Origin of the sequence: Pseudoxanthomonas winnipegensis (assembly GCF_030322905.1) — a bacterium.
Taxonomy (GTDB): domain Bacteria; phylum Pseudomonadota; class Gammaproteobacteria; order Xanthomonadales; family Xanthomonadaceae; genus Pseudoxanthomonas_A; species Pseudoxanthomonas_A winnipegensis.
The window spans coordinates 3,412,601-3,427,832 of record NZ_CP095475.1 but is presented as its reverse complement, the minus strand read 5'-3'; the positions used below and the strand labels follow the sequence as shown (position 1 = coordinate 3,427,832).

Genomic DNA, 15,232 nt, shown 5'->3' with positions numbered 1-15,232 from the left:
GCCTTTGCCGCGAGAAGCAACCCCTCCCCATCCCTCCCCTTGGCCTTCGGCCAAAGGGAGGGGGCAAAAACGCCCGCCGCTTCGAGACGGCTGGCGTTCTTAGACCGGGCAGGCCGCCGCCGGGGCGGCGTCGGCGGCGGTGCCCCAGCCCTGCGGGTCGGGCTGCGTGCCCAGGGTGTAGTCCAGCGTGCCGCCCTGCTTGAGCGCGTCCACGTCCATCCACACCGCCGACTGCGGCTTGCCGTTGAAGCGCACGCCCTGCACGTAGCGCGGTCCGGCCTGCGGTGCGGCGTTGCCGCGCACGGTCAGGGTGCGGCCGTTGCCCAGGTTGATGCGCGCGTTGGTGAAGCGCGGCGGGTGCAGCAGCATCTGGCCGGTGCCCGGCATCAGCGGCGAGAAGCCCAGCGTACTGAACAGATAGAACGCCGACATCGTGCCCAGATCGTCGTTGCCGGTCACGCCGTTGGGCGCGTTGGTGAACAAGGTCTGCACCGAGGACAGCACCGTGGCCGTCTTCCACGGCTGGCCGATCAGGCTGTACAGCGCCGGCACGTGCATGGTCGGCTCGTTGTTGGGGTTATAGCGGTACTGGCCGTAGTAGCTGTAGGGCCCGCCGACCCAGGCCTTGCGCGCCGCGCCCTGCGGATCGGCCACGAGCTGGTCGTAGGCGAAGAAGTCATCCAGCCGCTTGCCCATCGCCTCGCGTCCGCCCATCGCCGTGGCCAGGCCCGGGATGTCCTGCGGCACCAGCCACTGGTACTGCCACGCCGTGCCCTCATGGAAGCCGTAGTGCGAGCGCGGGTCGTAGGTGCCGGTGGGCGGAGTGAACCATTGGCCATCGGCCAGGCGCGGACGCGGGAAGCCCTGGTAGCCCGAGGCCTGTTCGTGCAGGTCAGCGTCCCAGACCTTGTGCCAGTTGCCGCCGCGCGTGCGCAGCGCGGCCGCATCGTCGCCGTGGCCCAGCCTGCCTGCCATCAGCGACAGCGCGCAGTCGCCCAGCGCGTACTCCAGCGTGGCCGAGCCGCCGTTCTGCGGGTCCACGTCCATGCCCTTGGCCGGGAAGGTGCGGTCGAAGAACACGAAGCCATTGCGCAGATAGTTCACGTTGCCCGCGCGGCCCTCGTGGCGCGAGGCCAACGGCGGCACGCCCCAGGCATTCTTGCGCAGCGCGGCCCAGGCCTGCGGCTCCAGGCCCTTGAGCGCGCCGTAGCGCCACAGGTCCACCAGGAAGGGCGTGACCGGATCGCCGGTCATGGTGTTGGTGTCGAAGTTGGCGTAGCCCCAGCGCGGCAGCCAGCCGCCCTCCGCGTCGATGGCCAGCAGCGAGCGGCCGATGTCGCGCGCGCGCTGCGGCTCGATCAGCGCCAGCAGCTGGTTCTGCGAGCGGTAGGTGTCCCACAGCGAGAAGAACTCGTAATAGGTCCAGTCCTTGGCCTCGTGGATGGCGTCGTCGTAGCCGCGGTAGCGGCCGTCGGCGTCGTTGCCGGTCATCGGCTGCAGCAGCGCGTGGTAGAGCGCGGTGTAGAACACGGCGCGGTCGTCCTTGCTGCCGCCGTCGATGCGGATCTTGGACAGCGCCTGCTGCCACAGCGCACGCGCGTCTCGGCGCATCGGCTCGAAGGCGCGCAGCTTGCCGCCCTGCATGCCCTCGCTGCGCAGGTTGACGCGCGCGCCCTCGGCATCGACGTGCGAGATCGAGGTGATCGCGGTGACCTGCTTGTTCTTGCTGGTGTCGAAGCTGACCCAGGCGCCGTTGAGCGGCTCGTACTCGCTTTCCATGCTGTCGCGCGCGCCCGGCGTGCCGCCGGCCTGGCCCCACACGCCGAAGGCCTTGAACGGGCGGTCGTACTCGATGCGGAACCAGGTCGCGTACTGATGCCCGCCGCAGAAGCTCAGCGTGGTGATCTTGCCCTCGACCACGCGATCGCCGACCACATGCACCTGGCTGCCGATCACCCGATGCTTCTGGTTGGCCTGGCCGACGTTGATCAGCACGTGGCCTTCGCCGGCGGAGGCCGGGTAGGTGTAGCGCTCGCCCGAGGCGCGGGTCAGGGCGGTGGTCTCCACCTCGATGCCGCCGTAATCGGTCAGGCGCACGCGGTAGTCGCCGGCCTGGCCGGTCGAGCCGCCCTGCGTGTAGCGCGCGCCGTACTTGGTCTGGTCGAAGACATCGTTCTTGGACGTGTCGAAGTCGCCGCCGGGGCCGATGCGGCCGGTCACCGGCAGCACCGAGACCTGGCCGCCCTGTTCCCAGCAGCCGGCGCCGGAGATGAAGGAGTGGCCGAAGCCGCGGATGCGCTCGTCGCCATCGCGCCAGCCGGCGTAGTGCGAGCCGATCGGGCTGACCTGGATCATGCCGAACGGTGCGGCGGCGCCGGGGAAGGTGTTGCCCTCATCGCGCGTGCCGATGAAGGTGTTGACCTGCGCGGCCAGGTCGTCGTCGGCGGCGCGCGCCAGCGTGCCGGTGACGGGCAGCGCCAGCAGCAGGGCCACGCAGACGGCGCGGCGGCCATGGCGCAGCAGGGCGCGGCGGCGCGCGTGGGGGGCGGCGGCCGACAGCGGCGCGCGGGTGGGGTGGTCCATCGTGCTTCCCTCGTGATCGATGCAATGGCGGCGCGCCGCGGCGGCGGAGCCAGCCAGGCGTCGGCCGGATTTAGAACGATCCAAATCGACATTTCAAGCCGATTCGGCCACAGGCGACGCAAATGTCAGCCACGCCTGCGAAAACCGGCGATCGTGTCGAAGGATGCACCGCGTCGATGCTGCGGACGCACATGGATCCAGCGCGCGTCATGCCGTCCGGCCATGGCGACGACGCCATCGCCATGCCTGACGCCGCGCCACCGACGCGGCGACTTGCGGCCGGCACCGGCCATCGCGCAGCATGGCCGGTGCTGGGCCGTTCCAGCCAGGCCCAGGGAATGCGACACATGGCCGATACCCCCCGCAGGATCACGCTCAACGACATCGCTCATGCCTGCGGGGTGTCGCGCGCCACCGTCTCGCTCGTCCTGCGCAGCAGTCCGCTGGTGCATGCCGACACGCGCGAGCGGGTCGAGGCCGAGATGCGCCGCCAGGGCTACGTCTACAACCGCGCCGCGGCTAACCTGCGCCAGCGCGTGTCCACCGCGGTGGCGCTGGTGGTCAACGACCTGGCCAACCCGTTCTTCGCCGAGTTCGCCGCGGGCGTGGACGAGGCGCTGGGCGCCAAGGGCTATGTCACCCTGCTGGGCAGCAGCGGCGAATCGGCGCAGCGCCAGCGCCAGGTGCTGGGCTCGCTGATGGAGCACAACCCGGCCGGGGTGATCCTCTCGCCGGCCGAGGGCAGCGCCTTCGCCGACCTGGAGACGGTGATCGGCCGGCACACGCCGCTGCTGGTGTTCAACCGCGAGGTGGCCGGCAGCGCGTCCAAGGGTTTCCTCTACGATTTCATCGGCCTGGACAACCGCGCCGGCGCGCGCGCGGCGACCGAACTGCTGCTGGCGCAGGGGCACCGCCGCATCGCCTTCTATGGCGGGCATGCCGACTCGAGCTCGTGCCGCCAGCGCCGCGCCGGCTATCGCGAGGCCATGGCGGCGGCAGGGCTGGACGTGCCCGATGTCTGGATGATCGAGACCGCGCCCACGCGGCTGGAAGGCAATGCCCGCGCCGGCCTGCTGTTCGCCGATGGCGCCACGCCCACCGCGGCGGTCTGCTACAACGACGCGGTCGCGCTGGGGCTGATGCTGGGCCTGGTGCGCGAGGGGCGCCAGCCGGGCGTGGACTTCGCGGTGACCGGCTTCGACGATATTCCCGAGGCGGCGGTAGGCGTGCCGCCGCTGACCACCATCAGCACCGATCCACGCGAGCGCGGCCGGCAGGCCGCGGCGATGGTGGTCGAACGCGCCGCCCACCCGGGCATGGCCCGCCGCAACAGTGTGGTGCCGGCGCTGTTGACCCAGCGTGCGAGTACTTACGGCAATGCGAAGGGGCGGCGCTGAAGCAGGGCGTACGGGATCGCCATTGGCGATGTGCGTTGCCTACAACGATTCGAAGATGCGCGAAGACGTTTCTTCCCGCCGGCCGCAGCCGTGGCCGCACGCGCTTGCGCATCAACCGGCCGCAGATGCAGTTGCACAGCGCTCCGCACCTGTGGAAATGACAGTCACTGCGCGACACTTGTAGAGCGGAGCTTGCTCCGCTGCGTTTCGGCCGGATCGTCGGGAAGGCCCAGCAGAGCAAGCTCCGCTCTACAAAGAGGCTGCGATTCGATCTGAGGGACGGTTGCTCCCACGGGGAACTTCTGCGCCACCGCCGGGCTTGCGCGACATGCGCGCGATGCACGCCTTTCAGACGAAACCCACGCGCCACGGACGTGGCAGCGTTTTCAGACCGCGGGCCTGTCCGGTGTTCGCTGCAGGGCAGCATGCCTTTTCGGAAGCGGCGTGATATTTCTACGCCGCGCCAGTTAGATCGATCCAAATGCGGGTTTCATGAACGGGCCATCGCCAGGCCTGGCTGCCCCGTCGTGGATGCGACCGCCTGGTACACGCCACCGCATCGTCGTGAAGTTCATTCAACGAGAGAGAGACGCAATGAACGACAGCTCATTCCCCAAGCGCCAGCTGCTGGCGCTTGCCATCGCCGCCAGCTGCGCGGCGGCATCCGCGCCAGGTTGGGCCCAGCAGGCCGCCACGCCCGCGCCCGCCAATGCCGCCCCGGCCAACGCGCCGCAGACCGATGCGTCCCAGACCGGCGCGCCGCAGCAGGCGACCGACCTGGACAAGGTCACCGTCACCGGCTACCGCTATTCGATCGAGCAGAGCCTGGATCAGAAGCGTGAGGCCAATGCGGTGGTCGAGGTGGTCACCGCCGAGGACGTGGGCAAGTTCCCCGACAAGAACGTGGCCGACGCGCTGCAGCGCGTGCCCGGCGTGATCATCACCCGCGACGGTGGCGAGGGTAAGAACGTCAGCGTGCGCGGCCTGTCCTCCGAGCTGACCCTGACCGAGCTCAACGGCAACTACGTGGCCAGCGCCGAGACCAACGGCGATCCCACGCGCTCGTTCAACTACACGCTGCTGCCGTCGAACATGCTCTCCAGCGCCGAGCTGTTCAAGACGCCCGAGGCGCGCCTGGACGAGGGCGGCATCGGCGGCACGGTGATCCTGCACACGCGCCGTCCGCTGGAGCAGGAGGCCAACACCGGCTTCGTCTCGGCCGAAGGCACCTGGGCCGACACGACCAAGAAGACCGACGGTCAGTTCTCCGGCTCCTACTCCTGGCACGACAAGGACGACCGCTTCGGCGTGTTCGTCGGCTACACCCAGCAGAAGCGCACCGTGCGCACCCTGGGCGTGGATACCAGCGCCTGGAACTGGTACAGCGACGACAATGAGGCCCACCCGGCCACCGACGTCAACGGCAAGCCCTCCAACTTCGACAGCTACTGGTGGGGCGAGTCGGGCTTCTACGACCAGAACGGCAAGTACTACACGAATTTCATGATGCCCAACGTCGTGAACTTCAAGTCGGAGAAGGAGGAGCGCGAGCGCAAGGGCGGGCAGATCACCCTGCAGTTCAAGCCGACCGACGATCTGACCTTCACCGCCAACTACTTCCGGTTCGACATGGACCGGAACTCGCAGACCAACACCTTGTCGGTGCCGGAGTGGAACCTGGCCCGCTATTCGGGCGACGGCAACTGGCCGGGCGGGCGCCTGCTGGACGGGCTGACCATGGACCCCAGCGGCACCGTGGTCACCGGCGCCCAGTACAGCGTGCACCCGAACAAGACCTACTACTGCAGCGAGGCGGCCGCCGCGGCCGGCGGCATGCGGCCCGGCGGCTGGGGCCCCGACGACTGCACCATCCCCACGCCGTGGCTGACCGGTTCGTACAACCGCGAGAAGGCGCGTTCGCAGATGGCCGACTTCGAGCTGGCCTGGACCAGCGAGCGGCTGGACATCGCGGTCAAGGCCGGCCGCACCTGGGCCGATGGCGGTCCGCAGGTGCAGATGACCATGCCGGTCAAGCCGCGCCTGCCCACCACGGCCGGCAGCAACGGCACCACGGTCAACGGCACCGGCGCCTACACGCTGGGCAACTACTACACCGCCTGGGATCTGACCGGCACGCCCTCGCTGCAGGTCTCGCCCGAGCTGATGAACAACCTGCGCAACGGCATCGGCGAGATCGACCTGGGCTCGACCGGTTCGTCGTGGACGCGTAACAGCACCTGGCAGAAGTTCGCGCAGAGCGACTTCACCTGGCGCGGCGAGACCGGCAGCGTGCTCGATTCGATCCAGTTCGGCATGAAGTACCGCGACGGCGGCACGCGCCGCAGCACCGGCAACAACTACTGGGTCTGCCAGGGCGCCGATCCGTCCGACTACGACAGCCGCTTCCAGAACGGCTGCGATCCGGCCGCCTCGGTGTTCCAGTCGCAGTTCCTGTATCCGGAGCAGATCGGCAACATCGCCGGTGCGTTCAACACCAACGCCTTCCCGGCGATCAACTACCCGGCCTACATCGACTATCTCAACAAGACCTACGGGCCGATGCAGACCCGGCAGGAAGACAACTTCGTCTTCAACGTCGGCGAGAAGATCTATTCGGCCTATCTGCAGGCCAACTTCCGCACCGAGCGCCTGCGCGGCAACATCGGCCTGCGTCTGGTGCACACCGACCAGCATGCCGATTCCACCGACCGGGTCGATTACTACAACGACTACTTCTTCGACGATGCGGCCGGCAATCCCGCGCCCTGCCTGCCGGGCAACCTGCCGGCGGCCGGCGCGCCGGCGGGCTCGGGCTGCGTCAGCGGCTTCACCACGCTGCCGGACAGCCAGACCAACCCGGCCAGCGGCCACATCTCCTCGTTCGTGGTCAGCTCGCTGGACCGCAGCTATGTGGACCGCCTGCCCAGCTTCAACATCGCCTACGACCTGACCGACAACCTGGTGTTGCGCGGCGCGGCGTCCAAGGTGATGGCGCGACCGAGCTACGGCGACATCGCCGCGCCCGGTGGCCTGCAGTACTACAGCCAGGAATACGTCAACGACCGGCGCCTGATCGGCGGCGGCGACGTGACCGGCTGGTACGGCTCGGGCAGCAACAAGGCGCTGGAGCCCTACAAGGCCAACCAGTACGACCTGGGGCTGGAGTGGTACTTCCATCCGGGTTCGGTCGCCGGCGTCGGACTGTTCCGCAAGGACGTGAGCAACTTCCTGCTGCCGGTGGTCCAGGACGTCACCCAGAACATCGGTGGGCAGAGCGTGGTGGTGCAGAACTACTCCACCACCGCCAGCGGCCGCGACGCGGTGTCCGAGGGCGTGGAGGTCTATGCCCAGCACACCTTCGATTTCGGCCTGGGTCTGCAGTTCAACTACACCTACAACAAGACCAACGAGGCGCCGGTCACGCTGGAGGATGGCACCGAGATCGGCAAGTCGCCGCTGGTGGGCAGCGCCAAGAACCAGACCAACCTGACGGTGTTCTACGAAACCGAGAAGCTGCTGCTGCGCGCGTCCTACAACCGGCGCGGCCAGGTGGTCGACGGGCTGGTCAGCGGTCTGAACGTGTACGAGGAGCCGTATCAGCAGATCGACCTCAACGCGGCCTACAACTTCACGCCGGCCTTCAGCCTGACCGCTTCGATCCTCAACCTGACCAAGGAAGAGACGCGCACCTACCTGGGCAACGACACCAAGGCGCGCTTCAACTCCAACGGCTATGCCGGTCGGATCGCGTTCCTGGGCCTGACCTACAAGTTCTGATGCGGGACTCCCCGCGCCTCTCCCCGGGGGCGCGGGGCTTTTTTTGGTTTTCTCCGGATTGAGGCATCTTGGTTTGGGGTGTTGCGGCTTCCTTCGGAGGGCGGATTCTCCGGCTTCGGAAGGGCAGCGGTCCGGCGGACGGTGGCCGCTTGTCCCTCAATCAGGGCATCGGCGCCCTGATTCGGGCGCTCGGCGTCCTGCCTCGCTAGGCGCGGCCCCCGCCCGCCGGCCCGCTGCCTCGTGCGTCGGGTTAGAGGGCTTCGGTTTGAGCCCCCTCCCTTGCGCGCAGCGCAGGGCAGGGATGGGGAGGGGTTGGGGCTTTACCGGGCAAGCCACAGAAGCAAAAGCAACAGCACCCCACCCCCTCAGTCGCTAGTTCGCGACTTCGAACTCCCCTTCACCTGCGGCGAAAGGGAGGGGGCAAGGCGCTTGGGCGCACGTCCGCCTAGGCCGGCGAAGAGGCCCGCTTCTTCGAGCATGATGCGGAACAGTGTCTACAGCCTCACCAACGGATACACGCATGGGTGACAACCGCATCGGCAGCGTGGTGGTGGTCGGCGGCGGCAGCGCCGGCTGGATGGCCGCCGCGGCGCTGGCCACGTATCTGGGCCGGCAGGCGCGCGTGCGCCTGGTGGAGTCCGAACAGATCGGCATCGTCGGCGTGGGCGAGGCCAGCGTGCCGCATATGCGCACCTTCAACGCGCAGGTGCTGGGCCTGGACGAGCGCGAGTTCGCCCAGCGCACGCAGGCCACGGCCAAGCTGGGCATCGCCTTCGAGGACTGGGGGCGGATCGGCGAGCGCTATGTGCACGGCTTCGGCACGATTGGCCAGTCCAAGGGGCCGCTGCCGTTCCACCAGTTCTGGCTCAAGCAGTTCCTGGGCGGACGCGCGGAACCGATTGGGGCGTATTCGCTGCAGACGGTGATGGCACCGCTGGAGCGCTTCGTGCCGGGCGTGGCGAATGCGCCGGCCGGTTCGCCGCTGGTCGACATCGCCTACGCCTATCACTTCGATGCCGGGCTCTATGCGCAGTACCTGCGCCAGGTGTCCGAGGCGCGTGGCGTGGAGCGCATCGAAGGCCGCATCGTGCAGGTGCACCAGCATCCCGAGACCGGCCACGTGACCTCGCTCACGCTGGACGGTGGGCAGCAGGTGGAGGGGGAGCTGTTCATCGATTGTTCGGGCTTCGTCGGCCTGTTGATCGAGCAGACCCTGCAGGCCGGCTACATCGACTGGTCGCAGTGGCTGCGCTGCGACCGCGCGCTGGCCGTGCCGTGTGCGCGCAGCGGGCCGATCGTGCCGTACACGCGCGCCACCGCGCGCGGCGCCGGCTGGCAGTGGCGCATCCCGCTGCAGCACCGCACCGGCAACGGCTACGTGTATTCCAGCGCCTATGTGGACGACGACCAGGCCGCCACCACGCTGCTGGGGCATCTGGATGGCGCGCCGCAGGGACAGCCGCGCCAGCTGCGCTTCACCACCGGCATGCGCCGCAGGTTCTGGCAGGGCAATGTGGTGGCGCTGGGGCTGGCGGCCGGGTTCCTGGAGCCGCTGGAGTCGACCAGCCTGTACCTGGCCCAGTCCGGCATCAGCCGCCTGCTGGCCTTGTTCCCCACGCGCGATTTCGACCCGCTGCTGGCGCAGCGCTACAACCGCGAGTCGGCGTTCGAATACGAACGCGTGCGCGATTTCCTGATCCTGCACTACCACGCCACCACGCGCGAGGACACGCCATTCTGGCGCGACTGCCGGACGATGCAGGTCCCGGAGAGCCTGCGCGAGGCGATGGAGCTGTTCGCCGCCGACGGGCGCTACTTCCGCAACGGCGAGGATTTCTTCGCGCTGCCCAGCTGGGTGCAGGTGATGCTGGGCCAGGGCATCGTGCCGCGTGGCTACCATCCGATCGTGGACGACATGCCGCAGGAGGCGCTGGCCCGCTACGTCGAAGGCACGCGCGAACGTTTGGCCGAAGCGGTGGCGGCGATGCCGACCCACCAGCAGTTCTTGGATCGTTACTGGAAGGCGGAAGCACCATGATCGAACGTGTGATGGCGAGCGCCCGGCCCGGCCTGCGGTGGTCGCGTGCCTGGCTGGCCGTGTTGCTGTGGCTGGTCGTCGCGCCCCTGCAGGCCATGAACGTGCAGGACCTGGGCGCCACGGGCCGCTGGCAGCTGCGTCTGTTGCCTGGCAGCGCGCAGGCCGCGGCGCATCCGCGGTTCACCGCGTGGCAGGCGGCGCAGGTGCCGGGCACGGTGCATACCGATCTGTTCAAGGCCGGCCTGATCGCCGACCCGTACGTCGGCGCGCCCGAGGCCGGGCTGCAGTGGATCGGTCTGGGCGACTGGGAGTACCGCCTGGTGTTCGACGCCGATGCGGCCGCGCGCCAGGCCGCGCGTACCGAGCTGGTGTTCGACGGGCTGGACACCTTCGCCGAGGTGACGCTCAACGACACGCGCGTGCTGCAGGCCGACAACGCCTTCCGCCAGTGGCGGGTGCCGGTCACCGGCCGGCTGCGCGCCACCGGCAACGAGCTGCGCGTGGTGCTGCGCTCGCCGATCGCCACGCTGCTGCCCAAGGTGCAGGCGATGCCGGTCAAGATCGCCGGCAACTATCCCTCGCCCTATGGCGATGAGCCGCGCGATGCGATGACGGCCAACTTCGTGCGCAAGCCCGGTTACCACTACGGTTGGGACTGGGGTCCGCGCTATGTCACCGCCGGCGTGTGGCAGCCGGTGCGGCTGGAGAGCTGGGACACGCTGCGGGTGGCCGACCTGCACCTGCGCCAGGACCAGGTCACCGAGCAGGTCGCCAGGCTCACCGCGCAGGCCACGCTGGAGGTGCAGCGCGCCGGCGACTACCAGGCAAGGCTGTGGCAGAGCGCGCCGGACGGCACGCGCACGCTGGCCGCGCAGCAGCGCGTCACGCTGGCGGCGGGCCAGGCGCAGCTCGCCCTGCCGGCGCAGGTGGCGCGGCCGGCGCGCTGGTATCCGGCCGGCTACGGCGCGCAGCCGCTGTACCGCTATACGCTCGAGCTGCTCGATGACCAGGGCCATGGCGTGGCGCAGGTCACGCGCCGCATCGGCCTGCGCAGCGTCGAGCTGCGCCGCGAGGCCGATGCCGGGGGCCGCAGCTTCGAATTCGTGATCAACGGCATCCCGGTGTTCGCCAAGGGCGCCAACGTCATCCCCTTCGACATGTTCGTGCCCAGGGTGACGCATGCGCAGCTGCGGCGCGTGCTGCAGTCGGCGGTGGACGCCAACATGAACATGGTCCGCAACTGGGGCGGCGGTTACTACGAGAGCGACGATTTCTTCGACATCGCCGACGAGCTGGGCCTGCTGGTGTGGCAGGACTTCATGTTCGGCGGCGGCATGCAGCCGGCCTACGATCCGGCCTTCCGCGCCAACGTGGTCGAGGAAGCGCGCCAGCAGGTGATCCGCCTGCGCAACCATCCCTCGCTGGTGCTGTGGTGCGGCAACAACGAGGAGGAGACCGCGTGGAAGTCCTGGGGCCAGGGCAAGACGCTGAAGGAGGCCGATCCGGCCTTCGCCCAGCGCGTGTGGCAGGGCTATGTGCAGCTGTTCGGCACTGATCTGCGCGAGGTGGTGGCGCGCGAAGGCGGAGGCATCGCCTACTGGGCCAGCTCGCCCAGCGATGACCTGGCCGAGCAGGCCAACATCCCCTCCAGTGGCGACATGCACTACTGGGAGGTGTGGGGCAACCCGGCCCGGCCACCGACCGCCTATCTCGACATCACCCCGCGCTTCATGTCCGAGTACGGGCTGCAGGCCTGGCCTGCGCTGCGCACCATCGACGCGTTCGCCACCAAGGCCGAGCAGGGGGTCGACACGCCGGTGATCCGCGCGCACCAGAAGTTCATGGCCGGCGAGGGCAATACCCGCCTGCTGCACTACATCGCGATGGAGTTCGGCCAGCCGCGCGACTTCCCCAGCTTCGTCCAGGCCAGCCAGGCCATGCAGGCCGAGGGCATCGCGCTGGCTGCGCTGCATCACCGCGCCAGCCGGCCGCACACGATGGGTTCGCTGTACTGGCAGCTCAACGATGTCTGGCCGGGCGCGTCGTGGTCCTCGGTCGACTGGTTCGGGCGCTGGAAGGCGCTGCAGTTCCAGGCGCGGCGCTTCTTCGCGCCGGTCACGGTGGCGGCGCTGCGCGCGCAGGGCCAGACCGAGGTGAGCGCGATCTCCGACCGCACCGCGCCGCGCACCGGCACCCTGCGCCTGCGGGTGATGGATCTGGACGGCAAGGTGCTGCGCGAGGAGCGCCGCACGCTCACGCTGGCGCCGCTGTCGGCCACGCAGGTGGCCCGCTACAGCGACGCGCAGCTGCTCGGGCAGGCCGATCCGGCGCGCACGGTGGCGGTGTTCGAGCTGCAGGTGGCCGGCGAACCGGACGCGCGCCAGGTGGTGTACTTCAAGCCGGCCTATGCGCTGGCCTGGTCGCGGGCGAAGGTGCGGGCGCGCTGGACGCAGGACGACAGCGGTCTGCGGCTGGAGCTGTCCTCGCCGCAGCTGGCGCGCATGGCCTGGATCGACTTCGGCGCGCTGGATGCGCAGGTCTCGGACAACGCGCTGACCCTGCTGCCGGGCGAGCCGGTGGTGGTGCGGGTCGCTTCCAGCGCCGATCCGGCCGCGCTCAAGGCGGCGCTGCGCGTGAGCAGCGTCGCCGATGTGGTGGGGCCGGCGCCGGCGAGCCCGAACTGATCGGCTCGGTGGGCTGCTGCATGTAGAGCGGAGCTTGCTCCGCTGGGGCCTTTTCCGCGAACTGAACGAAGAGCAGCGGAGCAAGCTCCGCTCTACAGGGAGGCTGCTGCGAGACCTTGCTTCTATGCATCAAGGCGCATGCAGCCGGTTGTAGGACACATCCAGCCAGGCGGGCTTCTCGGCGTACATCTCGCGGATCAGGCGCTTGAGCAGGCCGATCAGCGCCTCGTCCTCGTGGTGGCGGTAGCTGAGGATGATGGGCGAGGTCGCGCGCTCGTCGTCGACCAGCCGGTAGTGCAGGTCCGAGCGCTGCAGCCGCGCCGAGGCGGGGATCAGGCAGATGCCGGTCTCGGCCGCGACCAGGCCCAGGGCGGTCTGCAGCTCGCGCACCTCCTGCACCTCGGGCGGGCGCACGCCGTGGTCGCGCAGCAGCGAGAGCACGTGGTCGGCGAAGCTGGGGCGCGGATCGCTGGGGTAGACGATCAGCTTCTGCCCCTTCAACTCGGCCGGCGACAGCGGCGCGTCGTCGCCGGCCAGGGGAAAGGCAGGCGGGATCGCCACCACCAGCCGCTCCTCGCGCAGCACCAGGCGCTCGACGCTGGTGTCGCTGGTGCGCAGGCGGCCGAAGCCGATATCGATGCGGCCGCTCTTGAGCGCCTCGACCTGCTGGCCGGACATCAGCTCCACCAGCCGCACGTCGGTGTCGGGCAGCGCCTGGCGCAGGCGGCGCACCACGGTGGGCAGGCCGCCGTAGAGTGTGGAGGCGACGAAGCCGATGTTGATCACCCGGCGCTGGCCGTGGCCGACGCGGCGCGCGGCGTCCTTCATCTGCTCCACGCGGCCCAGCACCTGCTGGGCCTCCTCGTAGAACAGCCGGCCGGCGTCGGTGAGGCGGATGGGGCGGCTGCTGCGCACGATCAGGGTCACGCCCAGGTCCTCTTCCAGCTGCTGGATCTGGCGGCTCAGCGGCGGCTGGGCGATATGCAGCAGTTCGGCGGCGCGGGTGAAGTTGCGCTCGCGGGCGACGGTCACGAAGTACTTGAGCTGGCGCAGGTCCATGGGCATTCGACCAAAGTTTGGCCATGACGAAAAGGTAATGATGCGGCGCAATAAAGCAGAAGAATCGCGGCTCTAAGGCTAGATCATACCTTCAGGGTATCGATCCAGATCAAACATGTCTTGGACGCGGTGCGCGGTCGGTCCCAAGAATCCACCCCATGGAACCGCGCACCCTGTCCCCCGTCCCCACCTCCGCCGCGACGATCGAGCGGGTGGAGACGCTGCTGATCGATCTGCCCACCATCCGACCGCACCGCCTGTCGGTGGCCACCATGAGCGGCCAGACGCTGATGCTGGTGCGCCTGCACTGCAGCGACGGCGTGGTCGGGCTGGGCGAGGGCACCACCATCGCCGGCCTGGCCTATGGCGCCGAGAGCCCCGAAGGCATGAAGCTGGCCATCGACACCTATGTCGCGCCGGTCCTGCTGGGCAGCGACGCCCGCCGCGTGCAGGCGCTGATGGCGCGCGTGGGCAAGCTGGTCAAGGGCAACCACTTCGCCAAGTGCGCCGTCGAGACCGCGCTGCTGGATGCGCAGGGCAAGCGCGTGGGCCTGCCGCTGTCCGAGCTGCTGGGCGGACGCGTGCGCGACCGCCTGGGCGTGGCCTGGACGCTGGCCTCTGGCGACACCGCCCGGGACATCGCCGAGGCCGAGGCGATGCTGGCCGCGCGCCGGCACAACGTGTTCAAGCTCAAGATCGGGCGCAAGCCGGTGGCCGAGGACGTGGCGCACGTGGCCGCGATCAAGCGCGCCCTGGGCGATGCCGCCAGCGTGCGCGTGGACGTCAACATGGCCTGGAGCGAGACCGAGGCGGTGCGCGCGCTGCCGGCGCTGGCCGATGCCGGCTGCGAGCTGGTCGAACAGCCGGTGGCCTCGGCCGCGGCCCTGGCCCGGCTGATGCGCCGCTTCCCCATCGCGCTGATGGCCGATGAAGTGCTGACCGGCCCGGACAGCGCGTTCGAACTGGCCAGGGTGGGCGGGGCGGACGTGTTCGCGGTCAAGACCGAGCAGTCCGGCGGCCTGCTCGCCGCGCAGAAGGTCGGCGCCATCGCCGATGCGGCCGGCATCGAGCTCTACGGCGGCACCATGCTCGAAGGCAGCGTAGGCACGATCGCCGCCGCGCACGTGTTCGCCACCTTCCCGCGCCTGCAATGGGGCACCGAGCTGTTCGGACCGCTGCTGCTGACCGAGGAGATCCTGGCCACGCCGCTGGTCTACCGCGACTTCCATCTGGAGGTGCCCAGCGCGCCGGGCTTAGGGATCGCCCTGGACGAGGAGCGCATCGCCGCCTTCCGCCGCGACCGCAGCCGCACCACGGTCGCGCCCACCGGCACGGAGGGCTGAGCCATGCTCTTCCACGTACGCATGGATGTGAAGCTGCCGCTGGACATGGACCCGGCCCGCGCGGCCGAGCTCAAGGCGACCGAGAAGGCGCGCTTCCAGGAGCTGCAGCGCAGCGGCCAGTGGCGCCACATCTGGCGCATCGTCGGCCAGTACTCGAACGTGTCGATCTTCGACGTGGACAGCCCGGCGCAGCTGCACGAGCTGCTGCTGTCGCTGCCGCTGTTCCCCTACATGGACATCGCGGTGATGCCGCTGTGCCGCCATCCGTCCTCGCTGCACGAGGACGACCGCTAGAGATTTCGCATTCCCGCGTGCGCTCCCTGGGAGGGGACGTCACAAGGCAGCCTTCGC

8 protein-coding genes are annotated in these 15,232 nt (G+C 69.3%); 6 read left to right on the top strand and 2 right to left on the bottom strand.

Going from position 1 to position 15,232, the window contains the following annotated elements:
* Positions 1-99 precede the first annotated feature (99 nt).
* Positions 100-2,583: a GH92 family glycosyl hydrolase gene (locus tag MWN52_RS15025; RefSeq protein ID WP_345783495.1), complete on the bottom strand. Its 2,484-nt coding sequence runs from the start codon at positions 2,581-2,583 to the stop codon at positions 100-102.
* A gap of 347 nt (positions 2,584-2,930) precedes the next feature.
* Between MWN52_RS15025 and MWN52_RS15020 the strand changes: the two genes are divergently transcribed.
* The 4 genes from MWN52_RS15020 (at position 2,931) to MWN52_RS15005 (ending at position 12,479) form a co-directional block, all read left to right on the top strand.
* Positions 2,931-3,980, top strand: coding sequence for a LacI family DNA-binding transcriptional regulator (locus tag MWN52_RS15020; protein ID WP_286575280.1), 1,050 nt, complete (start codon positions 2,931-2,933; stop codon positions 3,978-3,980).
* Positions 3,981-4,574: 594 nt separating this feature from the next.
* Positions 4,575-7,757 carry a TonB-dependent receptor gene (locus MWN52_RS15015; protein ID WP_130528345.1) on the top strand — a complete coding sequence of 1,061 codons (3,183 nt, stop codon included), beginning with the start codon at positions 4,575-4,577 and terminating at the stop codon, positions 7,755-7,757.
* 520 nt (positions 7,758-8,277) lie between these two features.
* Positions 8,278-9,795 carry a tryptophan halogenase family protein gene (locus MWN52_RS15010; RefSeq protein ID WP_286575279.1) on the top strand — a complete coding sequence of 506 codons (1,518 nt, stop codon included), beginning with the start codon at positions 8,278-8,280 and terminating at the stop codon, positions 9,793-9,795.
* Between the two features lie 11 nt (positions 9,796-9,806).
* Positions 9,807-12,479: a beta-mannosidase gene (locus MWN52_RS15005; RefSeq protein ID WP_425608132.1), complete on the top strand. Its 2,673-nt coding sequence runs from the start codon at positions 9,807-9,809 to the stop codon at positions 12,477-12,479.
* Positions 12,480-12,608: 129 nt separating this feature from the next.
* Here the strand turns inward: MWN52_RS15005 and MWN52_RS15000 are convergent, their stop codons facing one another.
* Entirely contained in the window at positions 12,609-13,538 is a 930-nt protein-coding gene (locus MWN52_RS15000; protein WP_130524331.1) for a LysR family transcriptional regulator, read from the bottom strand.
* A gap of 158 nt (positions 13,539-13,696) precedes the next feature.
* Between MWN52_RS15000 and MWN52_RS14995 the strand changes: the two genes are divergently transcribed.
* Together MWN52_RS14995 and catC are read left to right on the top strand one after the other, a co-directional pair.
* On the top strand, positions 13,697-14,881 hold the full coding sequence (locus MWN52_RS14995; protein ID WP_286575275.1) for a muconate/chloromuconate family cycloisomerase: 1,185 nt from the start codon (positions 13,697-13,699) through the stop codon (positions 14,879-14,881).
* A gap of 3 nt (positions 14,882-14,884) precedes the next feature.
* Positions 14,885-15,175 (top strand): muconolactone Delta-isomerase, encoded by a 291-nt coding sequence (gene catC, locus MWN52_RS14990; protein WP_130528348.1) that lies wholly within the window; start codon positions 14,885-14,887, stop codon positions 15,173-15,175.
* Positions 15,176-15,232 lie beyond the last annotated feature (57 nt).

Coding starts and splice junctions, on each gene's coding strand:
- MWN52_RS15025 (WP_345783495.1), bottom strand. CDS start 2,583: ATGGACCACCCCACCCGCGCGCCGCTGTCGGCCGCCGCCCCCCACGCG.
- MWN52_RS15020 (WP_286575280.1), top strand. CDS start 2,931: ATGGCCGATACCCCCCGCAGGATCACGCTCAACGACATCGCTCATGCC.
- MWN52_RS15015 (WP_130528345.1), top strand. CDS start 4,575: ATGAACGACAGCTCATTCCCCAAGCGCCAGCTGCTGGCGCTTGCCATC.
- MWN52_RS15010 (WP_286575279.1), top strand. CDS start 8,278: ATGGGTGACAACCGCATCGGCAGCGTGGTGGTGGTCGGCGGCGGCAGC.
- MWN52_RS15005 (WP_425608132.1), top strand. CDS start 9,807: ATGGCGAGCGCCCGGCCCGGCCTGCGGTGGTCGCGTGCCTGGCTGGCC.
- MWN52_RS15000 (WP_130524331.1), bottom strand. CDS start 13,538: ATGGACCTGCGCCAGCTCAAGTACTTCGTGACCGTCGCCCGCGAGCGC.
- MWN52_RS14995 (WP_286575275.1), top strand. CDS start 13,697: ATGGAACCGCGCACCCTGTCCCCCGTCCCCACCTCCGCCGCGACGATC.
- catC (WP_130528348.1), top strand. CDS start 14,885: ATGCTCTTCCACGTACGCATGGATGTGAAGCTGCCGCTGGACATGGAC.